Raw genomic sequence first — 25,164 nt, forward strand, 5'->3', positions numbered from 1 at the left:
AATTTACAAATCCTTCGACTCCGCTCATGATGACATCTCTAATAACATATTTTAAAACACTGTCAGGCTGAGCGGAGTCGAAGTCTTTTCATAATCAAAACTTTGTTAAGTTTTACGCCTTTGTGAACCTAAAAAATTAAATATTTAAAAAAATCTTTGTGTACTTTGTGTTCAATTAAACGAATTAATTTCAAGTGAAAACATTAAAACAAACATATCTTAATAACAAATTCTTCTTCGCATTATTCGGCGTTGGAATTTGTTATGTTTTGGCATTTTTCTTTCCTTTTATGATGTGGATGGCCAACTCGTTATTGATTTTTGTTTTATTGTTAACTATTGTTGATGCTTTGATTTTATTTCAAAATAAGGAAGGCATCAACGCACAAAGAATCTTGCCGGAGAAGTTGTCAAATGGCGACGAAAACTCAGTTAAAGTTGATATTAGAAATAATTACAATTTCAATATCAATACAAACATTATAGACGAAATTCCTTTTCAATTCCAAAAGAGAGATTTCCTGATTAAGAAGAATATCGAAAGCGGAAACAATACCTTTTTCGAATATATCCTCGAACCAAAAGAACGTGGCGAATACAGTTTTGGAAACCTTAATATTTATGTTAATTCACCAATTGGTTTGGTTTCAAGAAGATTTACGTTTCAGAAAGACGCAAAGTTGCCGAGTTACCCATCATTCATCCATCTCAGAAAATATGAATTGATGGCGCTTCAAAATGAGTTTTTGCTAGGCGGAATCAAGAAAATCAGAAAGCTCGGTCACACGATGGAGTTTGAGCAGATCCGGGATTACGTTCAGGGCGATGACATCCGAAGCATCAACTGGAAAGCAACTTCAAAATCCAGTAAATTGATGGTCAATCAGTTTCAGGATGAGAAATCGCAACGTATTATGATGTTGATTGACAAAGGCAGAACAATGAAAATGCCTTTCAACGGGTTGAGTTTGCTGGATTATTCCATCAATGCGGCGATGGCTCTGTCACACATCATTCTGAAAAAAGGCGACCGTGCCGGAATGATGACTTTCGCCAAAAAAACGGAAAATAAAGTGGCGGCAGATAACAAATCCGGACAATTAAGAAAGATTTCCGAAGCGTTGTACAACGTTCAAACCGATTTCTTTGAAAGTGATTTTGGAAGATTGTATCAGGACACAAAATACCATTTGAATCAACGAAGTCTGGTTTTGCTTTTCACCAATTTTGAAACCTTGGACGCGCTCAATCGCCAAATGAAATATCTGCGAGGCATCGCCAAAAATCATCTTTTAGTAGTCGTATTTTTCAAGAATTCTGAAGTTCACAAACTGCTGAATACCAATCCCGAAAATATGCAGGAAATCTATGACGAAATCATTGCAGAGAAATTTGAATTCGAGAAAAAACTGATTATTCAGGAACTTAGAAAATACGGAATTTACAGCATTTATACACTTCCCGAGAATCTCAATATCGATGTTATCAATAAATATCTGGAGATAAAAGCACGAGGAATTTTGTAAATTTGAACTCACTTTAATTTTAGCATTATAAAAAAGTAGAGCGTAACGTAATAATTACCCAAACACTTCGACTCCGCTCAGTGTGACATCGCTGACATTAATCTGTCAAAGTCAGAAGTGTCAGTCTGAGCGGAGTCGAAGACTTAGATAAATCATCTTTAATTAAGAATAAAAAAATGAAAATCACACTCAATAGAATCAACGACGATTTTTTGTTCGAATGTTCCAATGAACAAGGCAATTCAATCTTACTCGACAATACGACTTTGCCGGGCGCAAAAGGTGTTTCGCCAATGCAATCTTTGCTAATGGCTGTTGCCGGCTGTAGCGGAATTGATGTCGTTTCAATCCTAAAAAAACAACGCCAGACGATCACCGATTTCAAAGCGGAAGTTGAAGGCGAAAGAGTTCAGGTTGATGAGGCAAAGCCGTTCAAATCTATCAAAGTGAAATTTTTCCTTGAAGGTGAAATCGACCCGAAAAAAGCTAAGAAAGCAGGAGAATTGTCTTTCGAAAAATATTGTTCTGTTTCCAAAACTCTGGAACCGAATGTGGAAATTACATACGAGGTTTTCGTCAATGGTGAAAAAGTATAATTCTAATTCGAGAAAATAGATAGTGATATGAATAACAAAAAAGAAATCTTATTATTATTGGTATTCGCATTATTGTTTAGTATTCTGACCTTAGTAAATTTAAAGTTACTTTTTATAACGATTGTGTCTCCAATATTTATTTTTGTACTTTTTTTATTAGGAATAATAATAGGTGTTATTTTTAAGAAGAATATTAAATCAATTTTATTAGAACAGAATTATTTATATTATTTCTTCACATATTTTATCGCTGGAAATTTTACTATAATCAGTTTCTTTTGTATAAATAATGGTTTTATACATACCAAGTCAAAAGAAAAAATCTATAAAATTGTTGATAAACAAAACTTTCACAAACAAATAAATGGTGAATTTTTAGTTTTTATAGATTTAAAATTGACAAAGCATAAAAACAAGAAATTATTGATTTCTACAACACAAGAAGATTTTATAAATGATATAACTTTAGTAAAGATTTTAGAGTCGGAAGGAAATTTAGGATTTAAAGTTATCAAAGATATAGTTCCGTTGAGAATTTCAAATCCTAAATAACATCAATTTAATGCTTCAACCTCGGCTGAATCAACTTTGCCACTGTAGAAGTCCATCCGGTTTGATGGGAAGCGCCAACGCCCCGGCCATTGTCACCGTGGAAATATTCGAAGAACATAATGTAGTCTTTGAAATGCGGATCTTGGTTAAATTTCTCCACACCGCCATTGAAAGCACGGTTTCCATCTTCATTTTTCAGAAAAATATTACACAGTCTGTTGCTGATATCTTCTGAAACTTCTTCCAGATTTTTTTGAACACCACTTCCTTTCGGATATTCAATTGTCAATGCATCGCCGAAAAAGAAATGAAAACGCTGTAAACTTTCGACTATCAGGAAGTTAATCGGAAACCAAATCGGTCCGCGCCAGTTACTGTTGCCACCAAACATTCGGCTGTCACTTTCGGCCGGCGTATAATAAACCACGTGCTCTTGTCCATGAACGGTAAAGCGGAACGGATTTTCTTCGTAAACCTTAGACATTGCACGGATTCCGTAATCGCTGAGGAATTCAGATTCGTCTACCAATCTTGTGAGAACTTTCGTCAGTCTTGTTTTTCTGAGGATGCTCAAAAGATGTTTGTTGCCTTCGCCTTCCACGTACCATTGCGAAACGAGTTTCGTCAATTCCTGTTTGTTTTTCAGAATCCATTCCATCCTTTTTTTGAACTCGGGAAGTTTCTCCAGCATACTGTGTTCCACTACTTCTACGGCAAACATCGGAATCAACCCAACGATGCTTCGAAGTTTCAGATTCACACTGTCACCATTGGAAAGTTGAAGCAAATCATAGAAGAACCCGTCTTCCTCGTTCCAAAGACCTTGTTTACCTTCACCGATGTTTTCCATCGCTTCGGCTATGTAAAGATAATGCTCAAAAAACTTAATGGCCATATCTTCATAAACCGGATTGTACGTTGCGAGTTCCATAGAAATACGCATCATATTCAGCGCATACATCGCCATCCAGCTCGTTCCATCGGCTTGTTCCAGGTGTTCCCCTTCATTGAATTCCATATTCCTGTCAAAAGCACCGATGTTGTCCAGACCAAGGAATCCACCTCCGAAAAGGTTATTTCCGTTGTAATCTTTTCGGTTGACCCACCAAGTAAAATTCAATAATAATTTCTGGAAAACCCTTTCCAGAAAAGCCAAATCAGGTTTTCCATTATTTTTTTCATCAATCTTAAAAACTCTGAATGTCGCCCAGGCGTGAACAGGAGGATTCACATCATCGAAGTTCCATTCATAGGCGGGCATTTGTCCGTTCGGATGCATATACCATTCTTTAGTCAGTGTAATCAATTGGTTTTTAGCAAATTCGGAATCAATTACTGAAAAGCTTACGCAATGGAAAGCCAGATCCCAGGTTGCATACCATGGATATTCCCATTTATCGGGCATAGAGATGATATCTTTATTATGAAGATGCTCCCAATCGCTGTTTCTCACAAAACCTTTTCTCTGCATTGGGAAGTTTGGGTCGCCTTTCAGCCATTTCCCGACATTGTAGTGATAGAATTGTTTGTTCCAGAGCAACCCTGCAAAAGCCTGTCTTTGGACGTTTTTCTCATCTTCATTCTCAATATCTTTCTGGATGTTCCCGTAAAATTCATCAGCCTCCTCTTTTCGTTTTGCCACAATTTCATCAAAATCATAAAACGCATCATCCATAATATGGGGCGACAACCGGAACTCGAAAATCTTATTGCTGTTCGCTTCTATGATTTCTTCGCAATGCAAAGAAGCTTTTGTGCCAACTTTTGAAGGATTTACCGTATCAAGACCTTTAGTAATGTATTGATTGATACCATCTTTGAAAAAACCTTCTGTTTTCGGGAGATTGAATAATCTCGATCGGTTGGTTTCATTCTCACAAAAAAGAGAATCAACATTTTTATTCCGGGAATATAATTTTCTGATGTTCAGACTGTTGTGATGAACGTCGATTTCGCCCTGTTTAGAAAAGCCGAGCTGTCCTTTGTAATCGTTGTAACCCCACATCCAGTTGTTCCTGAACCACACTGTTGGTAAAACCACAATTGGAGCCGGTCTGTTGCTTCTGTTGTGAACATCGATTCTGATTAAGAAATCATCTTCCCCGGCTTTTGCATATTCAATAAAAATATCAAAATATTCATCATTGTCGAAAATTCCGGTGTCAATAATTTCATACTCCGGATCTTTATTAGAACGTTGCGCATTTGTGTTGATTAGATCTTCGTAAGGAAAAGCATTGACGGGATATTTATAAACCATCTTCATATAACTGTGAGACGGTGTGTTGTCCAGATAATAAAAAATCTCCTTGATATCTTCGCCGTGATTGCCCTGATAATTGCTCAGTCCAAAAAAACGTTCCTTAACTCTGCAGTCATTTTTATTCCAGAAAGAAAGCGCAAAGCACAACTGCTGTTTCTCGTCAGAGATTCCTGCAATACCTTCTTCTGCCCAGCGGTACGTCCAGGCTTCTGCCGTATCGTGACCTGTGAAACCCCATGCGTCACCGTTTGTGCTGTAATCTTCACGCACATTTCCCCATTGGCGGTGACTTACATATGGCCCCCATTTTTTCCAGTTTGGGTTTTTCAGTTTTTCTGCTTCATTCATTTTTCTAATTATTTTGAGAATAATTATTCTTTATTTAGGAGCATCACGGTTGTCCATTTGTTAGAACATCCAACCCGCTGTCCACTATATCTTTTTTTACTCATACGATTGGTCATCAAAGGCAACTTCCCCCAAAAGCAAAAAAAGGATGCCGTTCCCATCGGGGCTATGTTGAGGTTTTGTGATTTCTTTCAACGATTTAAAAACCATTAATAATTAATTATCCGTTATCCGCAAAACTCTCCAGTGTCGTCATTCCGCCATCCACATAGATACTCGCACCTGTAATATAATCCGAATAATCACTCGCCAAAAATACGGCTAAATTTCCAATATCTTCCGGTTGCCCGATTCTGTCATACGGAATTAAAGTCATCAAGGCATCCAAAGATTTCTCATTATCCCAGGCCGATTTGTTAATTGGTGTTTTGATAGCGCCCGGACAAATATTATTCACGCGGATTTTCTGTTTTCCATATTCCTGAGCCAGGGTCTGCATCAGCATTCTCAACGCACCTTTGCTGGAAGCATAATTGGCATGTCCGGCCCACGGAATTGTCTCGTGGACACTGCTGATGTTGATGATTTTTCCAAGTGCTTTGGATTTGTCATTCATTCCACGTTTTAAGAATTCTTTGATGGCTTCTCGTGAACAAAGAAATTGCCCTGTCAGATTCACATCAATTACTTTCTGCCATTGCGCTAAGGTCATCTCGGTAAAAGACGCATCTTGTTGCAAACCAGCATTATTGATCAGGATATCAACCGTTCTGTATTTCTCAATGGTCGACTGAAACATCGCCAAAACCTGGTCTTCCTTGCTCACATCACATTGGATGATAAAACCTTCACCACCATTGTCACTAATGATTTTTAACGTTTCCTCAGCCTCAGTCCGGGAATGTTCTGATGAGTGGTTAACGATTACAATTGCACCGGATTTTGCCAGGCTGATAGCAATACCTTTCCCGATTCCACTGCTAGAGCCTGTTACAATAGCAACTTGTTTATTTAAATTAATGTCCATTGTTTATTTTTTATGTGAATTTTCTTAAGCAAATACTGTACAGAATTACTGTTATAAATTTCTTAAATTGGATTGTTAATAAAAAATTTATACTGACATTTTTCAGTTTATTTGGAAAAACAATAATTTCTTATCTATCTTTGCAGTCAGAATTGTTCATTTACATATTGAAAATGTTATCGAGAAAGGTGGAGAGATTAGACTCTGTGAAACCTTGGCAACCCTTCGGAAACGAAGAAGGTGCTAAATTCTATCCCGAGGTTTTCGGGAAAAGATAACCAAAACATTCATTCTACAATTCTCTGTAGCATTTTCAATTTTTTATCAGGCAAAAAATTGGAAGACAAGCTACAACATATCAACATTCAAAATTTCGAAACTCAGAACGGAAAAGTTTTCGATATTCCATTAAGCTATCAGCTTTTTGGAAAAGAACTGCATTCTGCCCCGATAGTTTTGATAAACCACGCTTTGACCGGAAACTCTGATGTTGCCGGCGAAAACGGTTGGTGGAAATCTTTGGTTGGAGAAGGAAAAGTTATTGATAACAATCGATTCACAATCATTTCTTTCAATATTCCCGGAAATGGTTTCGACGGATTTTTCGTCGATAATTACGAAGATTTTACAGTTCAGGATGTTGCAGAAATTTTCCTCGAAGGATTGAAATATCTTAAAATCGAAAAACTATTTGCTTTGGTTGGAGGTTCGATTGGCGGTTCAATTGGTTGGGAAATGTTGACTTTAGAAAATAATTTAGCCGAAAAATTCATCCCAATTGCGACAGATTTTAAAACCTCGGATTGGTTGCATTCTCAATGTCTGGTTCAGAAATATCTTTTGGAATCAGAAGAAAAACCACTCGAAAAAGCCAGAGTACACGCAATGTTGTGTTACAGAACGCCTGAATCTCTTAACTCAAGATTCAACAGAGAAAAAGATTATGGAAAACAAATCCTCAAATCGCACGACTGGCTCAATTTCCACGGAAAACGATTAAACGAAAGATTTAGTTTAAAGGCTTATAAACTCGTCAATCATCTTCTGATGAACATCAACGGAAACGAAAATGAGCTGGAAAACATCAATGCAGAAATCCATTTAATTTCAGTTGATTCGGACCTTTTTTATCCAGCTTTTGAAATTAAAAATACTTACCAATTTTTACTAAATAAAAACAAAAACGTTCAGTACCACGAGATCAAATCCATTCACGGACACGATGCTTTTTTGATGGAATATGAACAGCTGAATAACATTTTAACACCTCTATTTTTGAACTGATGACAGACCAAAACGTAATTAATATTTATAGAAACAAAGCTTTAGTGAATTTTGAAGGAAAAGATTTCTTGGGGCAAATCGGAGTAGATTCACGGATTTTCAATGCTTTGAACGGCGGCGGAATCAGCGTTGGCGTCATTTCACAACAAGCGATTGAAAACGGAATTTCTGTTTTGGTCGATGAAGATGACGCGCAAGATGCAGTGGATGTTCTCAAAAAAGAATTCGAAAAGGAAAAATCCGAAGGTCACGTCAGCAATATTTACAGCATCGAAAATCTGAGTGTGATTGGTTTTGTTTCAGATAATTATAATAAGATTTTATCGGAACTTCAACGTAATAAAATTTTCCCTTTATTATTAAGCCAAATCGCTTCTGCCGGAAGAGTGAACATTGTGGTAACCGGAAATCAAACCGAAATCACCAAAAACATCATCGAAACCGAAATCTACGGAAAACCAAAAACCGTTCATCTCGCTTTGATTGGTCACGGCAATGTTGGCGGAACTTTGGTGGAGCAAATTTTAGATTCTGCTCACGATATTTTGAATCGAAAAAGAGTTGAATTAAAAATAGTTGCCATCGCCAATTCCAGAAAAGTAGCGTTCAACAAAGCTGGTTTCGGAAGCGATTGGAGACAGAAAATCAAATATTCTCAAAATGAATCGAGTGTTCAATCTTTGGTAGATTTTGCGAACGAACATCATTTGGAAAACCTTGTGATGGTGGATAATACGGCGAGTAAAGATTTCGTGAAAAACTATCCGATTTTTGTAGAGAACGGATTTGATGTGGTTGGTTCCAACAAAATCTACAATACTTTACCGATTGCTGAATACCGGAATTTCAGAAAATTATTAGAAAAAAATAAGAAGAAATATCTTTATGAAACCAATGTTGGCGCAGGTTTGCCTTTGATTGATACTATTAAATTACTGCATCTTTCAGGAGAAAATATCACGAGAATCAAAGGTGTTTTCTCCGGAACATTAAGTTATGTGTTCAATAATTTTTCTCTTCGAAACGACAAGTTTTCAACAATCACCAGTGAAGCCATGGAAAAAGGTTTCACAGAACCAGACCCGCGCGAAGATTTATCAGGAAATGATGTCGCCAGAAAATTGTTGATTTTGGCAAGAGAACTGGATTTGATTAATGAATTTGATGATATCAATATTCAGAATCTTGTTCCGGAAAACCTGTTGTCTGTTTCTAAAGAAGAATTTCTTTCAAGATTGGAAGAATTAGACGTCGATTATCAGAAAATCAAAGAAAGTCAAGAACCGAATCACGTTTTAAGATATGTCGGCGATTTGCACGGCGATTTGCAAAAAGAAAAAGGTGAATTGGATGTCAAATTAATTTCTGTTCCGGCTAATTCCGCATTAGGACAGCTGAAAGGTTCAGATTCCATTTTTGAAATCTATACAGAAAGTTACGGCGAAAATCCAATCGTCATTATGGGCGCTGGAGCTGGAGCAAAAGTAACTGCCAGAGGCGTTTTCGGGGATATTTTAAGATTAAGCGAAACTAAATAAGAAAGAGATATTCAAGAAAGAACTCGAAGAGTTCAATCTGAGTAGCCGTCGGTGAAATCGATGGAAATAAAATCAAAACCAATCAACGAACCCGAAGGGTTCAATATTAAAAACCGTAAATAAAACCCACGGGAAAAATAAAATGGAAAACCAAAATTTCGAAACTCTAGCCATCCGAACCCAAACCGAAAGAACTCAGTTTGACGAACATTCCACGCCATTGTATCTCACTTCCAGCTTCGTTTTTGAAGATGCGGAAGATATGCGTGCAAGTTTTGCGGAGGAAAAAAACAAAAATCTTTACAGCCGTTTCAGTAATCCGAACGTCACAGAATTTGTAGATAAAATTACAAAAATGGAAGGTGCAGAATCTGGTTATGCTTTTTCAACCGGAATGGCAGCGATTTATTCAACATTTGCAGCGTTGCTCAATGCTGGAGATCATATTGTGAGCTGTCAGTCGGTGTTCGGTTCCACGCACACTTTGTTCACAAAATATTTCCCGAAATGGAACATCGAAACATCATATTTCAAAGCAGAAGATGCTGAAAATGTAGAACAATACATCAAACCAAATACAAAAATATTGTACTTGGAAACACCAACAAATCCGGCAATTGAAGTTTTGGATTTGGAATTTTTCGGACAGATTGCAAAAAAGCATAACTTGATTTTCATCGTAGACAATTGTTTTGCAACGCCTTATTTGCAACAGCCGATTAAATACGGAGCGGATATTGTTGTTCATTCAGCAACGAAATTGATTGATGGTCAAGGCAGAGTTCTCGGTGGAGTTGCAGTAGGAAAAGCAGATTTGATTCGTGAGATTTACCTTTTCGCCAGAAACACAGGGCCGGCGATGTCGCCTTTCAACGCTTGGGTTTTGAGCAAAAGTCTGGAGACGCTGGCGATTCGTGTCGAAAAACATTGTGAAAACGCCCTGAAAGTTGCCGAGTTTCTGGAAAATCATCCGAACGTAGAATTGGTAAAATATCCTTTCCTGAAATCTCATCCAAGCTATGAAATCGCTAAAAAACAAATGAAATTAGGCGGAAACATCGTTGCATTTGAAATCAAAGGCGGTATCGACGGTGGACGAAATTTCCTCAACAAAATAAAAATGTGTTCCCTTTCCGCAAACCTTGGCGATACAAGAACCATTGTTACACATCCCGCTTCTACAACACATTCCAAGCTTTCCGATGAGGAAAGAAACGAGGTTGGAATTACCGCTGGACTAGTACGTTGCTCCGTTGGATTGGAAAATATTGATGATATAATTAATGATTTAAAACAAGCTTTGGATTAACGTCATCCTGAGCGTAGTCGAAGAAAGGAGCAACAAGTTTTCGCCTTCGAAATAAGTGCCCAACCCGCTATCCACTGTATCTTTTTTGTTTACAACGGTTTGTCATCAATAGAAAATTTTCAGAAAAACAAAAAAGGATGCCGTTCCTATCGGGGCTATGTTGAAGTTTTGTCTTCCAATCAAGGATGGAAAGAATCCGAAGGATTCAATTTGAATAGCCGTCGGTAAAACCGATGTAACATTAGAAAAAAAAGAAGTGAATTATGAACAATTCAGAACAACTATACAAAGCGCTGAAAGACAGAATTCTCATCCTCGACGGAGCGATGGGAACAATGATTCAGCGCTACAATTTCTCCGAAGAAGATTACCGCGGTGAGCGATTCAGAGATTGGGAATATCCACTCAAAGGAAATAACGATTTGTTGTCTCTTACACAGCCAAAAGCAATTGAAGAAATTCATAGAAAATATCTTTTGGCAGGTGCAGATATTATAGAAACCAATACATTTTCCGGAACTACCATTGCGATGGCAGATTATCATATGGAAAATTTGGTCTACGAACTTAATTACGAGTCCGCAAAAATAGCTAAGAAAGTCTGCGATGAGTTTACTGCTCAGAATCCCGACAAACCAAGATTTGTAGCAGGTTCCATCGGGCCCACCAACAGAACCGCAAGTCTTAGTCCGGATGTGAACGATCCGGGTTATAGAGCAATTACGTTTGATGAACTGAGAATCGCCTACAAACAACAAGCCGAAGCTTTACTAGACGGAGGTTCTGACATTCTTTTGGTTGAAACAATCTTTGACACTTTGAATGCAAAAGCAGCATTATTTGCGATTGATGAAATCCGGGAAGAAAGAAATATTGTCATTCCAATTATGGTTTCGGGAACCATTACCGATGCTTCCGGAAGAACATTGAGCGGACAAACAGCTGATGCATTTCTGATTTCCGTTTCGCATATGGATTTGATAAGTGTTGGTTTCAACTGTGCTTTAGGTGCGAAACAATTGACGCCCTATTTAGAAATTCTAGCTAATCACACCAATTTCGGAATTTCTTCGTATCCAAACGCCGGTCTACCGAATGCTTTCGGTCAATATGACGAAACCGCAGAACAAATGGCAAATCAGATCGAAGAATATTTAGAAAAAGGACTCATCAATATTATTGGTGGCTGTTGCGGAACAACACCAGAACATATCAGAGCAATTGCTGATTTGGCAAAGAACTACGAACCGAGGAAAATCAATGTAACAATATAAAAAGTGTATCAATTTACCAATAAGTTAAGAGCTCAAGATTGTTACATTGGTAAATTGTTACGTTGGTAAATTAATTTATGAAATACTTAAAATTATCAGGTCTCGAACCTCTCATCATAACGCCCGAATCCAACTTTATCAACGTTGGAGAGCGAACCAATGTGGCAGGTTCTAAAAAGTTTCTTCGACTCATCAAAGAAGAAAAATATTCTGAAGCTTTGGATATTGCGAGAGACCAGGTAGAAGGTGGGGCGCAGATTCTGGATGTCAATTTCGATGACGGACTTTTGGACGGGAAAACTGCAATGGTGAGGTTTCTGAATCTCATCGCTTCAGAACCGGATATTGCCAGAATCCCAATTATGATAGATTCTTCAAAATGGGAAATTCTGGAAGCAGGATTGCAGGTTGTTCAGGGAAAACCGGTCGTGAATTCCATCAGTTTGAAAGGTGGCGAGGACGAGTTCATCAAACAAGTCAAAGCCATCAAAAGATATGGCGCTGCCGTGATTGTGATGGCTTTCGACGAAGTTGGACAAGCTGATAATTATGAAAGAAGAATAGAAATCTCCAAAAGGTCTTATGATATTTTAGTGAATCAGGTTGGTTTTCCTTCCGAGGATATTATTTTTGACCTTAATATTTTTCCTGTGGCAACAGGAATGGATGAACATCGAAGAAATGCCATAGATTTTATCGAGGCTACACGTTGGGTTCGGAACAATCTCCCGAATGTGTCCGTAAGTGGAGGCGTTTCCAATGTTTCGTTTTCGTTCCGAGGAAATGATTCTGTGAGAGAAGCGATGCACTCTGTTTTCCTTTACCATGCCATAAAAGCGGGAATGAATATGGGAATCGTAAACCCGACAATGCTGGAAGTTTATGACGAAATCCCGAAAGATTTACTGGAATTGGTGGAAGATGTAATGCTCGACAGAAAAGAGGACGCGACAGAAAAACTTCTGGATTATTCCGAAAAACATAAATCCACCAAAAAAGAAAAAGCTGAAGATCTTGGCTGGAGAGAGCAGGATTTGCAAACAAGAATCACACACGCTTTGGTTAAAGGAATTGACCGTTTTATAGAAGAAGATGCTGAAGAAGCGAGGAAAAATTCTAAACGTCCGCTTGATGTGATTGAGATTAATCTGATGACCGGAATGGGCGTTGTCGGCGACTTGTTCGGAAGTGGAAAAATGTTTCTTCCTCAGGTTGTAAAATCTGCCCGAGTGATGAAAAAAGCTGTGGCGTATCTTCAGCCTTTCATCGAAGCAGAAAAAGACCAGACGCAACGTTCGAATGGAAAAATCCTGATGGCAACTGTAAAAGGCGACGTTCACGATATCGGAAAAAATATTGTTAGCGTGGTTTTGGGTTGTAACAATTACGAGATAGTAGATTTAGGCGTAATGGTTCCTGCGGAAAAAATTATCCAGACTGCGATCGATGAAAGAGTGGATGTCATTGGTTTGAGCGGATTGATTACACCAAGTCTGGACGAAATGGTTCATATTGCTGATGAATTGGAGCGCAAAAATCTAAAATTTCCTTTGTTAATTGGAGGCGCAACGACTTCCAAAGCGCATACTGCGGTGAAAATTTCTCCTAAATATTCTAACACGGTTGTTCATGTAAATGATGCTTCCAGGGCGGTTGGTGTTGTGAGTTCTCTTTTGAATCATGATAAATCTAATGCCTATGCCTTGGAAATCAGAAAAGATTATGATGATTTTAGAGAGAAATTTCTGAATCGTCAGGTTGATAAAGAATACGTCACAATCGAAGAAGCGAGAAATCAAAAATTCAAAATCGATTGGGAAAATGAATCAATTTCAACACCTAAAAAATTAGGAATCACGATTATTGAAGACCAAAATCTGGACGAATTGGTAGAATTTATCGACTGGTCTCCTTTTTTCAGAAGCTGGCAATTGTTTGGAAAATTTCCTGATATATTAACTGATGAAATTGTCGGCGAACAAGCTTCTATTCTTTTTGAAGAAGCAAAAACGATGCTTGCAAAAATTCTGAAAGAAAAGAGTTTCGAAGCGAAAGGTATTTTCGGGATTTTTCCTGCCAATGCTGACGAAAAGGACAATATTTTGGTTTATGATGACAATCAAAATGTGATTTCGACTTTCAGAACTTTGCGTCAGCAACATAAAAAATCTGAGGGTAAAGACTATTTTGCTTTGGCCGATTTTATTGCGCCGGAAAATTCGGGAAAGCAGGATTATTTGGGTGTTTTCTGCGTTTGTACAGGTTTTGGAGCAGATGAACTGGCGAAAGAATATGAAGATAAAATGGATGATTACAATGCGATTATGGTAAAGGCTCTGGCAGATCGTCTTGCAGAAGCCTTCGCCGAATATCTTCACAAAAAAATCAGAACCGAATATTGGGCTTATTCTGAAAATGAAACTTTGGATAACGAAGAATTGATCAAAGAAAAATATTTTGGAATCCGTCCGGCTCCAGGTTATCCGGCTTGTCCCGACCATTTGGAAAAACTGACGATTTGGAATTTATTAAAAGTTGAAGAAAACATCGGTGTGACTTTGACTGAAAGTCTGGCGATGTGGCCAACTGCAGCGGTTTCCGGTTATTATTTTGGAAATGAAAAATCAAAATATTTCGGAGTCGGAAAAATCGATGAAGACCAATTGAAAGATTATGCGGAAAGAAAAGGTGTCGAGTTAGATTATGCCAGAAAATGGCTTGCTCCGAATTTGGCAGATTAATATTAATAAAAAAATTTTTGAATGAAAATTACTGACCATATAAAAAACGCCAACGGCAAAACACTTTTCTCTTTTGAAATTTTGCCGCCTCTGAAAGGACAAAATATTCAATCCATATTTGATTCGATCGACCCGTTGATGGAGTTTGATCCTGCTTTTATTGATGTAACCTACCATCGCGAAGAGTATGAATATATCGAGCGCCAGGATGGACTTTTAGAAAAGAGAGTAGTGCGCAAACGTCCCGGAACTGTGGGGATTTGTGCGGCGATTCAGAATAAATATAAGGTGGATGCGGTTCCTCATATTTTGTGTGGCGGCTTCACAAGAGAAGATACAGAGAATTTTCTGATTGATCTGGATTTTCTTGGTATTCAGAATGTTGTAGCTTTGCGCGGTGATGCTGTAAAAACTGAAATCTATTTCAAGCCGGAGAAAAACGGCCATCATTTTGCCAAAGATTTGGTAAAACAAATAAGAGAGATGAATTCCGGGAAATACCTGGATGAGAGTATTGAAAACTGTTATCCAACGGAGTTTTGCATCGGGGTTGCCGGTTACCCGGAGAAACATATGGAAGCGGCTAGTTTTTCTCAGGATATCCATCATCTGAAAAGAAAAATAGAAGCTGGAGCAGATTACATCGTGACACAGATGTTCTTTGATAATCATAAGTTTTTCGAGTTCGTGGAAAAATGCAGAGAAGAAGGGATTAGTGTTCCGATTATTCCAGGCATCAAACCTTTAGTTACCAAAAGTCAGCTTAGTATGATCCCGCATCGATTCAAAGTTGATATTCCTAATGAGCTTGTAATTGCGGTTGCAAAAGCGAAAGATAACAAAGCTGTGAAAGAAATCGGAATTGAATGGTGTATTAATCAGAGCAAGGAACTTTTAAACTATGGAGTTCCTGTTCTTCACTTTTATTCGATGGGGAAAAGTGATAATATTCTGAAAATAGGGAGAGAAATATTTTAAAAGAAAGAGATGCAATTTGCATCTCTTTTATCTTATTTATTAAGGAAGTTGGTCAGCTTAATCAGATCCATCTCTTCTGTCAGTTTAATTTTATTTGTCTTGATAAAGTCTTTGACAGCATCTTTTTTATCTGTAGGAAGCGCATTGATAAGGTCGTCTGCTTTTTTGCTGATTTTTATTAGATTATCTTCGGTTTTCAAATAATATACAGGTTTTAGATTTTCAAATTTTGCAGGTGTTCCTGATATCATTGTGTTAGGAGCTGGAATTTCAGGGATGAATTTAACAGCAAATTTCTTTAATAGTTTACTATGACCCTCAGTTAAGATTAAAAAATAACCTGCAATACCATCATTATCTTTATCTAAAATAAATTTTTCATTACTGCTAAGAAAAGTAAATTTGGAGAAAGAATTGTCTTTCGGAACGGAGTAGATGTCATTATCATTCAAAATCTCAAATGAATCTTTAAAGAGATTGTATCTTACGGGCAATATAGTACCAGTATCTCCAACTTTAGCATTATTGAATCCATTTTTGTAAAATGGATTTCCTTGTATGTCGGAATATTTTAGGACGGCTTTACCATTATTAATCTCATCAATAGTTTTATTGAATTTTGCATTTCTTGAGATTTCACCTAAGCTTATCTGCTGCCCATTTATAGAAATTCCAGTTAAGAAAAACACTGTAGCTATCAGAGTTGTTTTCATTTGTTAAAATTTTTTTTTGTAAAAATACAATTTATAATGATTGAAAAGAATAGAACTTTATCGCTATTTTTACCATTCAAGATATTTTATGAAATTAACAGGTCCTTTCAAACAAATAATTACGCTCAGCAATCTTTCTATTAGAGGAAAACTAAATGATGAAGATTTAGAAATTATTTCAAACGGCGGAATTCTTACAAATGGCGGAATAATTCTGGAAATAGGTGATTTTGATTCATTAAAACAAATGTTTCCGGATTCTGAAACAGATCTTATTGATAAGGAGCAAATTACTCTTCCTGCTTTTGTAGATGCTCATACACACATCTGTTTCGGAGGAAACCGAGCCAATGATTTTGCAATGCGAAATGCAGGAAGAAGCTATCTGGAAATCGCAGAATCCGGTGGCGGAATCTGGAGTTCGGTTCAGCATACGCGAGCTGCTTCAGAAGATGATTTGATTGAAGGAATTTTGAAGAGAGTGCAGGTTCTTGTGAAACAAGGCGTCACTACAATTGAAATAAAAAGTGGTTACGGATTAAATATTGATGAAGAACTTAAAATGCTTCGAGCCATCAAAAAAGCTCAGACTCAAACCACAGCGACATTAGTTCCAACGTGTCTTTCTGCACACCTCAAGCCAAGGGATTTCGAAGGAACTTCCAAAGAATATCTTAATTATATTGTTAATGAAATTTTACCAAAAATAAAAGAAGAAAATCTGGCTGATCGAGTTGATATTTTTATTGAAAAGTCAGCATTTCAACCAGAAGAAAGTAAAAATTTTATTTTGAAAGCCAAACAATTAGGGTTTCAAATCACAGTTCACGCAGACCAGTTCACAGCAGGCAGTTCCAGGATTGCTGTAGAAGTGGGTGCAAAATCTGCAGACCATCTGGAAGCAACAATCGATGAAGATATTGAATTTTTAGCCAAGTCAGACACTGTTGCCATTGCTTTACCTGGCGCAAGTTTAGGTCTTGGTGAACCATTTTCGCCCGCAAGAAAAATTTTGGATAAAGGCGGCATTTTGGCCATTGCAACGGATTGGAATCCGGGTTCAGCACCAATGGGAAATATCGTGACGCAAGCTTCAATTTTAGCAACGTATCAGAAACTGACAACGGCAGAGGTTTTGGCGGCAATCACTTTCAGAGCTGCGTTTGCTTTGGATCTGGAAGACAGAGGGGTTCTAGCCAAGGGGAAAAAAGCGGATTTCATCACCTACGAAACAGATAATTTTCAAAATATTCTCTATCATCAGGGAAGTTTGAAACCAAAAAATATTTACATCAACGGAAAAAAAATCTAAATTATGCTTGAATGGACAGGCCGTTTCGATGGCAATGAAGAATCTTACCATAGAATTTTTCAAAGAGTAAAAATAGAATCGGATTATGAAAACGTTAATCCTAAAGATTTCGTTTTGCACGGATTTGCTGTGGATGAAGGCGTAAAGCGTAATAAAGGAAGAGCAGGAGCGCAGGATGCAACGGATATTATCAGACGAAATTTATCCAATTTTCCGGTTGTCAATTCAGAATTTTCTATGAAAGATTTCGGAAATATTAAATGTGAAAATAATGATCTCGAAGCAACACAGAACTTACTGGCTGACATGGTTTCCAAAGTTTTATTAAAACAAGGAAAATCCGTAGTTATAGGTGGTGGACATGAAGTCACTTTTGCACATTATTCAGCCCTCAGAAAAGCTTTTCCGGATAAAAAAACAGGAATTATCAATTTCGATGCTCACTTTGATAATCGTGAACCGGAAAACGGATTGGCTACTTCTGGAACGGGATTTTGGCAGATTGCGCAGGAAACTGAGATTCACTCTTTGCATATCGGAATCCAGAAAAATAGTAATACCAGAAAATTATTTGAAACAGCCGATGATTTTGGTATGAAATATATTCTCGCTGATGAAATTTATGCCGAAAATATTCCCAATATTATGTTTACTATCAATACATTTTTAGATGATGTTGATATTGTTTATGTCACTATTTGTATGGATGTTTTCAATGCTTCCATTGCGCCGGGTGTTAGTGCTCCGGCATATAACGGCATTTTTGCAGATCGTGAGTTCATGCAGATTTATCGCCACATTTTATCTTCAGAAAAATCAATAGCACTTGATGTGGCGGAAGTTAATCCTTATTTTGATATACAGGAAAGAACAGCAAGACTGGCTGCAAGTCTTGTGAATGAATGGTTTATGATTTAGCTTTTTTAAAACATAAAAAAGCCCCGTTAAAATAACGAGGCATGATTTATTTAAAATAATAAATTACTTAAACTCAATTGGGAATTTGACCTGAGAATTATCCCAGCCGGCGTACAAATCTGCTCCGGATTTTGTCTGTACAAACGTCACGGAAAAATATTCGATAGGTGAAGTCGCTTTCTCTACAGGCACGTTGAATCTCACAACATCTTTACTCTTGTCATAGGCATAAGCACCCCATTTATCTGTGTCAGAATTCAAAACAATTGTCCATTCTTTTTCAAAAGGGATAGCAAATAAACTATAAGTTCCCGCAGGAATTTCTTTTTCACCGATTTTCACTGGTGTATAGAACTTGATTTCTGTATTTTCGTTGGCTCCGAATCTCCAGATTTCGCCATATTTAACAAGATTTCCGAACACTGCTCTGTTTTTTTTCTGAGGTCTGGAATAGAGTACTTTCACTTTAGGCGTATCCTTGGAAGATGTGGCCTGCAAAGGATAGTAAACAGCATCCATAGGACTTACATCGACTGGAAGATAGTTCAGCTTTGTCGGGTCTATTTTTGCCTGAGAAAAAGTACTGACTCCTATTAATAATGAAGCCGCTAAAATTAAATTTTTCATTAAGATTTTATTTTTAATAATTGTTCTATAGCTGTATCCAATGTTTCCTGCTTCTTCGCAAAACAAAAACGAATGACCTTTTCATCGTTCTTATCTTTATAAAATGCAGAAAAAGGAATAGTTGCAACCTTGTGTTGCTGAGTTAACCAGTAGCAGAAATCCTTGTCTTGTTTATCAGAAATTGCGCCAAAATTTGCGGACAGAAAATACGTTCCTTCACAGTCCAGTAAATGAAAGGGTGTTTCCTTCAATGCATTTTTAAGATAATCTCTTTTTATTTGGAAAAATGTTGAAACTGATTTGAAATCCTCAATATTCTGTAAATATTTAGAAATAGCAAATTGTGCAGGCGTGTTCACACAAAACACGTTGAACTGATGAACTTTTCTGAATTCAGCCATCAGATCCGAAGGCGCACAAACATAACCAATTTTCCAACCGGTGATGTGCAGCAATTTTCCAAAAGAACCAACCACAAAAGTTCTTTCTTTCAGATCCGGATATTTCGCTAGAGTCAGATGAGGTTTCTCGTCGAAAGTGATACTTTCATAAACTTCGTCACTCAGGATAATGATGTCCGTATTTTTTACAAGTGAAATTAATTCATCAATATCTTTTTGTTTCAGGATTTTTCCGGAAGGATTATTCGGGTTGTTGATGATAATCATCTTTGTTTTTCCGGAAACCAGATTTTTAACTTTTTCCCAATCGATTTGATAATCAGGATAGAGCATTTTTAAGTTTTTTACAATGCCGCCATTCAGAATAACAGCCGGTTCATAGCAATCATAAGCCGGTTCGAAGATAATGACTTCATCCTCTTTTTGTACAAATGCGGAGATGATTGTGAAAATCCCCTGAGTAGCGCCTGCTGTTATATTGACCTCAGAATCAGGATGATAATCTGTATGGTGCTGAAGGCTGAATTTCCTGGAAATCTCTTCCCGGAGTTCCTTGATCCCGGACAAAGGCGCATATTGATTATAACCCTGTTTTGCAAAATCACCTAAATGTTTGAGCAGGTTTTCATCGGCCTGATAATCAGGGAAGCCTTGCGAGAGATTAACTGCGTTTTCCTGTTGGGCTAATAAACTCATTTCTGTGAAGATCGTTGTTTTCACATCAGGAAGTTTGGAATCTGTTAATTTGAGAGCCATTATGATTGTAAAAATAAGTAATTATTGATTCTCCATTTTGTAAATTTGCAAAAATTTTTTTGGTTGAAACGTCTAATCTCTATTATCGGAACTACTGGCATCGGGAAAACCAGATTGGCAATCGATCTGGCAAAACATCTTGATACGGAAATTATTTCCTGCGACTCACGTCAGTTTTACAAAGAAATGAAAATCGGGACTGCGATGCCAACTGACGAGGAATTGGCAGAAGCGAAACATCATTTTGTAGGAAACATCAGTATTGATGATTATTATTCAATTGGTCAGTTTGAAGTGGATGCGTTGGAAAAACTTGAAGAAATCTTTTCCGGAAATGATGTTGCAGTCATGGTTGGCGGAAGCGGGATGTATGAAAAAGCTGTTGTGGAAGGCATGAATGATTTACCTGAAGCAGATGAAAATAATCAACAGAAATTATTATCGATTTGGGAGAATGACGGTTTTGAAGCTTTGCAAAAATTACTTGAAGAACTGGATCCGGATTATTTTTCGATTGTTGATAAGGATAATCCGAGACGTTTATTAAGAGCTATTGATATCATTTGGCAAACCGGAAAAACCTACACCGAAAATCTTAGTTTGCCAAAACCCCAACGTAATTTTGAAACCATCAGAATCGGAATTAATGCGCCACGAGAAACCATTTATGAAAGAATCAATCTCCGGGTTGATAAAATGATGGATAAAGGGTTGTTGGAAGAAGCCAAAGGCTTAATTGCTGCCAGAGATAAAGTGGCTTTACAAACCGTTGGTTATTCAGAATTGTTCCGCTATTTTGACGGAGAATGGGATCTGGATTTTGCAATTGAAGAGATTAAAAAAAATTCTCGCCGATACGCCAAACGCCAAATTACATGGAATAAAAAGCTGGAAAATGTAAACTGGGTGAATTATAATAATTCTCTGCAAGAAGCATTATCTTTGCTGGAGAAATCAAGTGATTCTCAGATAGGAATTTAGAAATGTTAAAACATCAAACTTCTTATCTCAAAATATTTTAATCTTTAATCAAAAATAATATGTCAAACACACCTTCTAATATGCTGTCTTTAGGCACAAAAGCTCCGGATTTTACACTTCCGGATCCATCGAAAAATAACGAACTCCAAAGTCTTGAATCTTTAAAAGGAAAAAAAGGCACTATGATCGTTTTCATGTGTAACCATTGTCCGTTTGTGCTCCATATTATTGATAAGCTTGAAGAATTATATGAAGATTATAAAACTCAGGGCATCGAATTTATCGGAATTAATTCTAATGATGTTATAAAATATCCTGCAGATTCTCCGGAAATGATGGTAGATTTTGTAAGCGAAAAAGGAATTAAATTCCCTTATCTTTTTGATGATTCTCAGGATGTTGCGAAAGCTTATCAGGCAGCCTGCACACCTGATTTTTATTTTTTTGATGAGAATTTGAGCCTGATTTATCGCGGCCAGATGGATGATTCCCGCCCTGGAAACCAAAAAGAAATCACAGGTGAAGATCTGATTATCGCTTTCGAAAATCTTTTAGCTGGAGCAGAACAGGAGGAGTTTCAAAGACCAAGCCTCGGCTGTAACATCAAATGGAAATAATATGTTTAAATATCCTGGCAAAAAAAGCAAAACTCCGAAAAGTAATTTCCGGAGTTTCTGTTTAATAATTTAAAAACGCAGTTCTAATGTCAGAACTTTATAGTAAGAATTGTTTCAGAAATCTCTTTTGAGATTCAAAAGCAATTTTATCAAAATCGATATCGGGATTTTTCACCCAGATTCCATCTGAGATTTCAGATTCTTCTAATTGGATTTCAAATTTTTCCTCAACTTCATACAGATAAAACAAATCCAAAGTATTATAATCAATATTTTTGTAAGGATAAATATTCGGCTGGCTACCCAGATATTTGAATTCTTCAGGATTAATGGTCAATCCCAATTCTTCATACAGCTCTCGTGAACAGGTCTCCTCAGAACTTTCTTCCGGATCTGTAAAACCTCCGGATAAATCCCATTTTCCCAATCCGGGCTCCTGATTTCTTACTGTAAAAAATATTTCATCCTTACATTTTATGATTACCGCAACCGCAGCAGCTGTATTGTGATATAAAATGAAATCACAATTTCCGCAACTCCATTTGGTAATGTTATTCCATAGTAGCTTTTCATGACCGCATTGGGGACAGAATCTCAAATTTTCCATGGGACAAATGTAAGGAAAACTATAATGTTACTTTTCTGTTTCTCGGGTGGAAATTTAAAATAACATCTCTCAGTTCCTCGGTTTTCAGATGCGTATAGACTTGCGTTGTAGTGATACTGCTGTGTCCCAACATCTCCTGAATAAACCTTAAATCTGCGCCGTTCTGTAGCAGGTGTGTAGCAAAAGAATGTCTGAAAGTGTGCGGAGAGATGCTCTTGCTGATGCCAGCTTTCTGGGTCAGCTCTTTAATGATAATAAAGACAATAACCCGTGACATATTGGTTCCGCGGCTGTTAAGAAACAGAGTGTCTTCGTGTTTTTTATTAATTTTTGTCTTGTTCCTTATTGTCTGGATATAATTGTTGATAAATTCGGCAGTTGATTTTGCCAGAGGAACTAATCTTGTTTTGTCACCTTTACCTTCTACAAGAATAAAACTCTCGTTAAAATTAATGTTGGATATTTTCAGGTCGACAAGCTCGGAAACACGCAGTCCGCAGCCGTAAAGCACTTCCAGAATGCATTGATTTCTTTTTCCGATGTCTGTGCTGATGTCTATGCAGTTGATGATTTTGTTGATGTCATCCTCACTAAGTGTATCGGGTAGGTACAGTCCCAATTTTGGACCTTCAAGTAGCGTCGCAGGGTTATCCTCTCGGAATTCCTCTTCCAGAAGATATTTGAAAAAGGCTTTAATAGAAGAAATTCCTCTTGCCTGAGAACGCTCGCTGATCTTGTTTTTCGAAAGCTGATAGATATACTCCTGCAGATGTTCGTAGGATATTTTTTCTGGCGAAATGTTGTCTAAGTTACTGATAGCAAAGTTTTCCAGTTTTCTGATGTCTCTGAGATAAGCATCAAGTGTGTTGTCAGAGAAGTTCTTCTCAAATTTCAAAAAATTTGAGAAGTCAATAATTTTTTCAGACCAATTCATATTTGTGTTTTTTAAAAATTTGTTTTTAACGATTATTCGTTCATATTCTTGTATAATTCTTGTTCGGTAATATTTAAAATTTCAATTCCGGCATTTTTTAAAAATTCCAGGCCGCTGTCATCAGAATAGCTGCTCATATAGACCACTTTCTGAATACCGGACTGTAAAATCAGCTTGCTGCACTCTTTGCATGGAGACATTGTTATATATAATGTTGCACCCTTGCAGGATTGTGTACTGCTAGCTATTTTCAGGATAGCATTGGCTTCTGCATGCAGCACAAACCAGTTGGTCTTCCCATTCTCGTCCTCACAGTTGTTTTCAAAACCGGAGGGTGTTCCATTGTAGCCGTCAGAGATTATCATTCTGTCTTTTACAATCAGTGCACCTACTTTCTTTCTTTTACAATAGGAGAGGTTTGCCCATTCGGTTGCCATCTTGAGGTAGGCAATATCGAATTTGTTATAATCCATTCTGCAAATCTAATTGAAAGCCGGTTTTCTTTTTTCAATAAATGCAGAGACTCCTTCTCTGAAATCTTCCTGCGAGAATAATTCTCCAAAGGCATCTATCTCAGTTTGCATTCCTTTTTCAGATTCGCTGGCATTGACCGCTTTTATTGCTTTTGTAATGCCTTGCGGGGAATTTTTTACAATCTGCTCAGCCAACTGTTGGGTTTTTGCCAGCAATTCTGCCGAAGAAAATACCTCGTTCACCAGACCGATTGATTTGGCTTTTTCCGCAGAAATCATCTTTGCGGAAAAGATCATTTCGTTTGCTATTCCTTTTCCTACCAGTTTTGGCAGTCTCTGAGTTCCGCCATAACCGGGAATCAACCCCAATGTTACCTCTGGCAATCCCAGTTTTGCATTATTTGATGCATATCTTATATGACAGGATAACGCCAGTTCTAAACCGCCACCCAAAGCGAAACCATTAATTGCTGCTATAACAGGTTTGTTCAGATTTTCTATCCTTTGAAAAACAGAATGTCCCCTTTTTGCCATCTCTACAGCCTGTTCTTCTTTGAACGCAGAAAATTCTTTGATATCTGCTCCGGCAACAAACGATTTTTCTCCGCTTCCCGTAATAATGACACAGTTGATACTTTTTTCTGATTCAAGAAAATCGAATACTTTTTCGAGATCGGTAAATACCTGAGCGTTAAGTGCATTCAGGCTTTCCGGTCTGTTGATTATTACAATTGCAATTTTTTTGTCTATCGCTAATTTTATACTTTCGTAGTCCATTTAGTTAAAATCGGATTATATTTGATTTCGAAAACTAATATATAAATTTGTGCAAAATAAACAAAATATTAATTAATATTTAACATTTTAATAAAATATTTTTTTTTAAATCAGTTTCCAGAATGACGAAGGCCTTATCCAGATTATATTTATATGTAAGCAAGATATCTATTATGTTACTTACTCTTTTTGTATTGTCATGTGGTGTCAGAAATTCTTCAGGTAATACAGCAGGATACAGATCGACTACTGTTTCTTATTACGCTAATAAATTTGAAGGTAAGAAGACAGCCAGCGGAGAGGTTTACAGACATCATAAGATGACTGGAGCCAGTAAGTCACTTCCTTTCGGGACAAAAGTCGAGTTAGTAAATGTCGAAAATGACAGATCGGTAGTCATTACGGTTAATGACAGAGGCCCGCTGAAGCCGACAAGAGAATTTGATATCAGCCAGGGCGCTTTCAGAAAAATTGCAAATCTGAATGATGGAATTGTGAAAGTAAAATACAGAATTCTTAATTAATCTCCGATTTTTTTTATGTGATAAATGTTAAGAAATGATTCGTCACATAATATTTAAATAATGCTTAAATTTGCATTGCTTTTATAAG

General features: G+C 37.2%; 23 protein-coding genes and 1 riboswitch. Of the genes, 14 read left to right on the forward strand and 9 right to left on the reverse strand.

What is annotated here, in order from left to right; genetic code table 11:
* Window positions 1-194: 194 nt before the first annotated feature.
* From BUA97_RS08700 to BUA97_RS08710, 3 genes are all read left to right on the forward strand, one after another.
* Window positions 195-1,526 (forward strand): DUF58 domain-containing protein, encoded by a 1,332-nt coding sequence (locus BUA97_RS08700; RefSeq protein ID WP_072997469.1) that lies wholly within the window; start codon window positions 195-197, stop codon window positions 1,524-1,526.
* 176 nt (window positions 1,527-1,702) lie between these two features.
* Window positions 1,703-2,122, forward strand: a complete 420-nt coding sequence (locus tag BUA97_RS08705) for an OsmC family protein (protein WP_072997470.1) — start codon at window positions 1,703-1,705, stop codon at window positions 2,120-2,122.
* A 27-nt stretch (window positions 2,123-2,149) separates the two neighbouring features.
* Window positions 2,150-2,674: a hypothetical protein gene (locus BUA97_RS08710; RefSeq protein ID WP_072997471.1), complete on the forward strand. Its 525-nt coding sequence runs from the start codon at window positions 2,150-2,152 to the stop codon at window positions 2,672-2,674.
* Window positions 2,675-2,681: 7 nt separating this feature from the next.
* On the opposite strand, the gene BUA97_RS08715 is transcribed toward BUA97_RS08710, so the two are convergent.
* Window positions 2,682-5,285 (reverse strand): MGH1-like glycoside hydrolase domain-containing protein, encoded by a 2,604-nt coding sequence (locus BUA97_RS08715; RefSeq protein ID WP_072997472.1) that lies wholly within the window; start codon window positions 5,283-5,285, stop codon window positions 2,682-2,684.
* Window positions 5,286-5,505: 220 nt separating this feature from the next.
* Window positions 5,506-6,312: a glucose 1-dehydrogenase gene (locus tag BUA97_RS08720; protein ID WP_072997473.1), complete on the reverse strand. Its 807-nt coding sequence runs from the start codon at window positions 6,310-6,312 to the stop codon at window positions 5,506-5,508.
* 173 nt (window positions 6,313-6,485) lie between these two features.
* A riboswitch (SAM riboswitch) is annotated at window positions 6,486-6,593 on the forward strand.
* 55 nt (window positions 6,594-6,648) lie between these two features.
* Here BUA97_RS08720 and BUA97_RS08725 point away from each other — a divergent pair.
* The 6 genes from BUA97_RS08725 to metF all read left to right on the forward strand — a co-directional run bounded on the left by BUA97_RS08725 (window position 6,649) and on the right by metF (window position 15,436).
* Window positions 6,649-7,596, forward strand: a complete 948-nt coding sequence (locus BUA97_RS08725; protein ID WP_072998541.1) for an alpha/beta fold hydrolase — start codon at window positions 6,649-6,651, stop codon at window positions 7,594-7,596.
* A complete protein-coding gene (locus BUA97_RS08730) occupies window positions 7,596-9,134 on the forward strand; it encodes an ACT domain-containing protein (RefSeq protein WP_072997474.1) in 1,539 nt (512 codons plus the stop codon). Before BUA97_RS08725 ends, BUA97_RS08730 begins: the two co-directional genes overlap by 1 nt.
* Window positions 9,135-9,276: 142 nt before the next feature.
* A complete protein-coding gene (locus BUA97_RS08735; protein WP_072997475.1) occupies window positions 9,277-10,443 on the forward strand; it encodes an O-succinylhomoserine sulfhydrylase in 1,167 nt (388 codons plus the stop codon).
* A gap of 263 nt (window positions 10,444-10,706) precedes the next feature.
* Window positions 10,707-11,717: a homocysteine S-methyltransferase family protein gene (locus tag BUA97_RS08740; RefSeq protein WP_072997476.1), complete on the forward strand. Its 1,011-nt coding sequence runs from the start codon at window positions 10,707-10,709 to the stop codon at window positions 11,715-11,717.
* A gap of 77 nt (window positions 11,718-11,794) precedes the next feature.
* Window positions 11,795-14,458: a methionine synthase gene (metH, locus tag BUA97_RS08745; protein ID WP_072997477.1), complete on the forward strand. Its 2,664-nt coding sequence runs from the start codon at window positions 11,795-11,797 to the stop codon at window positions 14,456-14,458.
* Between the two features lie 21 nt (window positions 14,459-14,479).
* Window positions 14,480-15,436, forward strand: a complete 957-nt coding sequence (gene metF / locus BUA97_RS08750) for a methylenetetrahydrofolate reductase [NAD(P)H] (protein ID WP_072997478.1) — start codon at window positions 14,480-14,482, stop codon at window positions 15,434-15,436.
* 32 nt (window positions 15,437-15,468) lie between these two features.
* On the opposite strand, the gene BUA97_RS08755 is transcribed toward metF, so the two are convergent.
* Window positions 15,469-16,149: a hypothetical protein gene (locus BUA97_RS08755; protein ID WP_072997479.1), complete on the reverse strand. Its 681-nt coding sequence runs from the start codon at window positions 16,147-16,149 to the stop codon at window positions 15,469-15,471.
* A gap of 88 nt (window positions 16,150-16,237) precedes the next feature.
* On the opposite strand from BUA97_RS08755, the gene hutI reads away from it, so the two are divergent.
* Both hutI and hutG read left to right on the forward strand, forming a co-directional pair.
* Complete coding sequence (gene hutI / locus BUA97_RS08760) at window positions 16,238-17,461, forward strand: imidazolonepropionase (RefSeq protein WP_072997480.1); 1,224 nt, start codon at window positions 16,238-16,240, stop codon at window positions 17,459-17,461.
* Window positions 17,462-17,464: 3 nt separating this feature from the next.
* Window positions 17,465-18,379, forward strand: a complete 915-nt coding sequence (gene hutG, locus BUA97_RS08765; protein ID WP_072997481.1) for a formimidoylglutamase — start codon at window positions 17,465-17,467, stop codon at window positions 18,377-18,379.
* Between the two features lie 63 nt (window positions 18,380-18,442).
* On the opposite strand, the gene BUA97_RS08770 is transcribed toward hutG, so the two are convergent.
* Both BUA97_RS08770 and BUA97_RS08775 read right to left on the reverse strand, forming a co-directional pair.
* A complete protein-coding gene (locus tag BUA97_RS08770) occupies window positions 18,443-19,006 on the reverse strand; it encodes a DUF2911 domain-containing protein (RefSeq protein WP_072998543.1) in 564 nt (187 codons plus the stop codon).
* Window positions 19,006-20,163 (reverse strand): methionine aminotransferase, encoded by a 1,158-nt coding sequence (locus tag BUA97_RS08775; protein ID WP_072997482.1) that lies wholly within the window; start codon window positions 20,161-20,163, stop codon window positions 19,006-19,008. Before BUA97_RS08775 ends, BUA97_RS08770 begins: the two co-directional genes overlap by 1 nt.
* Before the next feature lie 63 nt (window positions 20,164-20,226).
* On the opposite strand from BUA97_RS08775, the gene miaA reads away from it, so the two are divergent.
* Window positions 20,227-21,144, forward strand: a complete 918-nt coding sequence (gene miaA / locus BUA97_RS08780) for a tRNA (adenosine(37)-N6)-dimethylallyltransferase MiaA (RefSeq protein WP_072998544.1) — start codon at window positions 20,227-20,229, stop codon at window positions 21,142-21,144.
* Window positions 21,145-21,203: 59 nt separating this feature from the next.
* The gene (locus tag BUA97_RS08785) at window positions 21,204-21,761 is read left to right on the forward strand and encodes a thioredoxin family protein (protein ID WP_072997483.1); all 558 of its coding nucleotides are present in this window, start codon (window positions 21,204-21,206) and stop codon (window positions 21,759-21,761) included.
* 97 nt (window positions 21,762-21,858) lie between these two features.
* Here BUA97_RS08785 and BUA97_RS08790 read toward each other — a convergent pair whose 3' ends face one another.
* From BUA97_RS08790 to BUA97_RS08805, 4 genes are read right to left on the reverse strand one after another with little or no spacing between them, the layout of a single operon-like run.
* The gene (locus tag BUA97_RS08790) at window positions 21,859-22,368 is read right to left on the reverse strand and encodes an NUDIX hydrolase (protein WP_072997484.1); all 510 of its coding nucleotides are present in this window, start codon (window positions 22,366-22,368) and stop codon (window positions 21,859-21,861) included.
* Between the two features lie 19 nt (window positions 22,369-22,387).
* Window positions 22,388-23,302 carry a site-specific tyrosine recombinase XerD gene (gene xerD / locus BUA97_RS08795; protein WP_072997485.1) on the reverse strand — a complete coding sequence of 305 codons (915 nt, stop codon included), beginning with the start codon at window positions 23,300-23,302 and terminating at the stop codon, window positions 22,388-22,390.
* A 32-nt stretch (window positions 23,303-23,334) separates the two neighbouring features.
* Complete coding sequence (locus BUA97_RS08800; RefSeq protein ID WP_072997486.1) at window positions 23,335-23,775, reverse strand: deoxycytidylate deaminase; 441 nt, start codon at window positions 23,773-23,775, stop codon at window positions 23,335-23,337.
* Between the two features lie 9 nt (window positions 23,776-23,784).
* The gene (locus tag BUA97_RS08805; RefSeq protein ID WP_072997487.1) at window positions 23,785-24,552 is read right to left on the reverse strand and encodes an enoyl-CoA hydratase/isomerase family protein; all 768 of its coding nucleotides are present in this window, start codon (window positions 24,550-24,552) and stop codon (window positions 23,785-23,787) included.
* A gap of 173 nt (window positions 24,553-24,725) precedes the next feature.
* On the opposite strand from BUA97_RS08805, the gene BUA97_RS08810 reads away from it, so the two are divergent.
* Window positions 24,726-25,076, forward strand: a complete 351-nt coding sequence (locus tag BUA97_RS08810) for a septal ring lytic transglycosylase RlpA family protein (protein WP_175546185.1) — start codon at window positions 24,726-24,728, stop codon at window positions 25,074-25,076.
* The last annotated feature ends 88 nt before the right edge of the window (window positions 25,077-25,164 follow it).

It is taken from the genome of Epilithonimonas mollis, assembly GCF_900142325.1.
Classification (GTDB): Bacteria; Bacteroidota; Bacteroidia; order Flavobacteriales; family Weeksellaceae; genus Epilithonimonas; species Epilithonimonas mollis.

Coding starts and splice junctions, on each gene's coding strand:
- BUA97_RS08705 (WP_072997470.1), top strand. CDS start 1,703: ATGAAAATCACACTCAATAGAATCAACGACGATTTTTTGTTCGAATGT.
- BUA97_RS08710 (WP_072997471.1), top strand. CDS start 2,150: ATGAATAACAAAAAAGAAATCTTATTATTATTGGTATTCGCATTATTG.
- BUA97_RS08715 (WP_072997472.1), bottom strand. CDS start 5,285: ATGAATGAAGCAGAAAAACTGAAAAACCCAAACTGGAAAAAATGGGGG.
- BUA97_RS08720 (WP_072997473.1), bottom strand. CDS start 6,312: ATGGACATTAATTTAAATAAACAAGTTGCTATTGTAACAGGCTCTAGC.
- BUA97_RS08730 (WP_072997474.1), top strand. CDS start 7,596: ATGACAGACCAAAACGTAATTAATATTTATAGAAACAAAGCTTTAGTG.
- BUA97_RS08735 (WP_072997475.1), top strand. CDS start 9,277: ATGGAAAACCAAAATTTCGAAACTCTAGCCATCCGAACCCAAACCGAA.
- BUA97_RS08740 (WP_072997476.1), top strand. CDS start 10,707: ATGAACAATTCAGAACAACTATACAAAGCGCTGAAAGACAGAATTCTC.
- metH (WP_072997477.1), top strand. CDS start 11,795: ATGAAATACTTAAAATTATCAGGTCTCGAACCTCTCATCATAACGCCC.
- metF (WP_072997478.1), top strand. CDS start 14,480: ATGAAAATTACTGACCATATAAAAAACGCCAACGGCAAAACACTTTTC.
- BUA97_RS08755 (WP_072997479.1), bottom strand. CDS start 16,149: ATGAAAACAACTCTGATAGCTACAGTGTTTTTCTTAACTGGAATTTCT.
- hutI (WP_072997480.1), top strand. CDS start 16,238: ATGAAATTAACAGGTCCTTTCAAACAAATAATTACGCTCAGCAATCTT.
- hutG (WP_072997481.1), top strand. CDS start 17,465: ATGCTTGAATGGACAGGCCGTTTCGATGGCAATGAAGAATCTTACCAT.
- BUA97_RS08770 (WP_072998543.1), bottom strand. CDS start 19,006: ATGAAAAATTTAATTTTAGCGGCTTCATTATTAATAGGAGTCAGTACT.
- BUA97_RS08775 (WP_072997482.1), bottom strand. CDS start 20,163: ATGGCTCTCAAATTAACAGATTCCAAACTTCCTGATGTGAAAACAACG.
- BUA97_RS08785 (WP_072997483.1), top strand. CDS start 21,204: ATGTCAAACACACCTTCTAATATGCTGTCTTTAGGCACAAAAGCTCCG.
- BUA97_RS08790 (WP_072997484.1), bottom strand. CDS start 22,368: ATGGAAAATTTGAGATTCTGTCCCCAATGCGGTCATGAAAAGCTACTA.
- xerD (WP_072997485.1), bottom strand. CDS start 23,302: ATGAATTGGTCTGAAAAAATTATTGACTTCTCAAATTTTTTGAAATTT.
- BUA97_RS08800 (WP_072997486.1), bottom strand. CDS start 23,775: ATGGATTATAACAAATTCGATATTGCCTACCTCAAGATGGCAACCGAA.
- BUA97_RS08805 (WP_072997487.1), bottom strand. CDS start 24,552: ATGGACTACGAAAGTATAAAATTAGCGATAGACAAAAAAATTGCAATT.
- BUA97_RS08810 (WP_175546185.1), top strand. CDS start 24,726: ATGTTACTTACTCTTTTTGTATTGTCATGTGGTGTCAGAAATTCTTCA.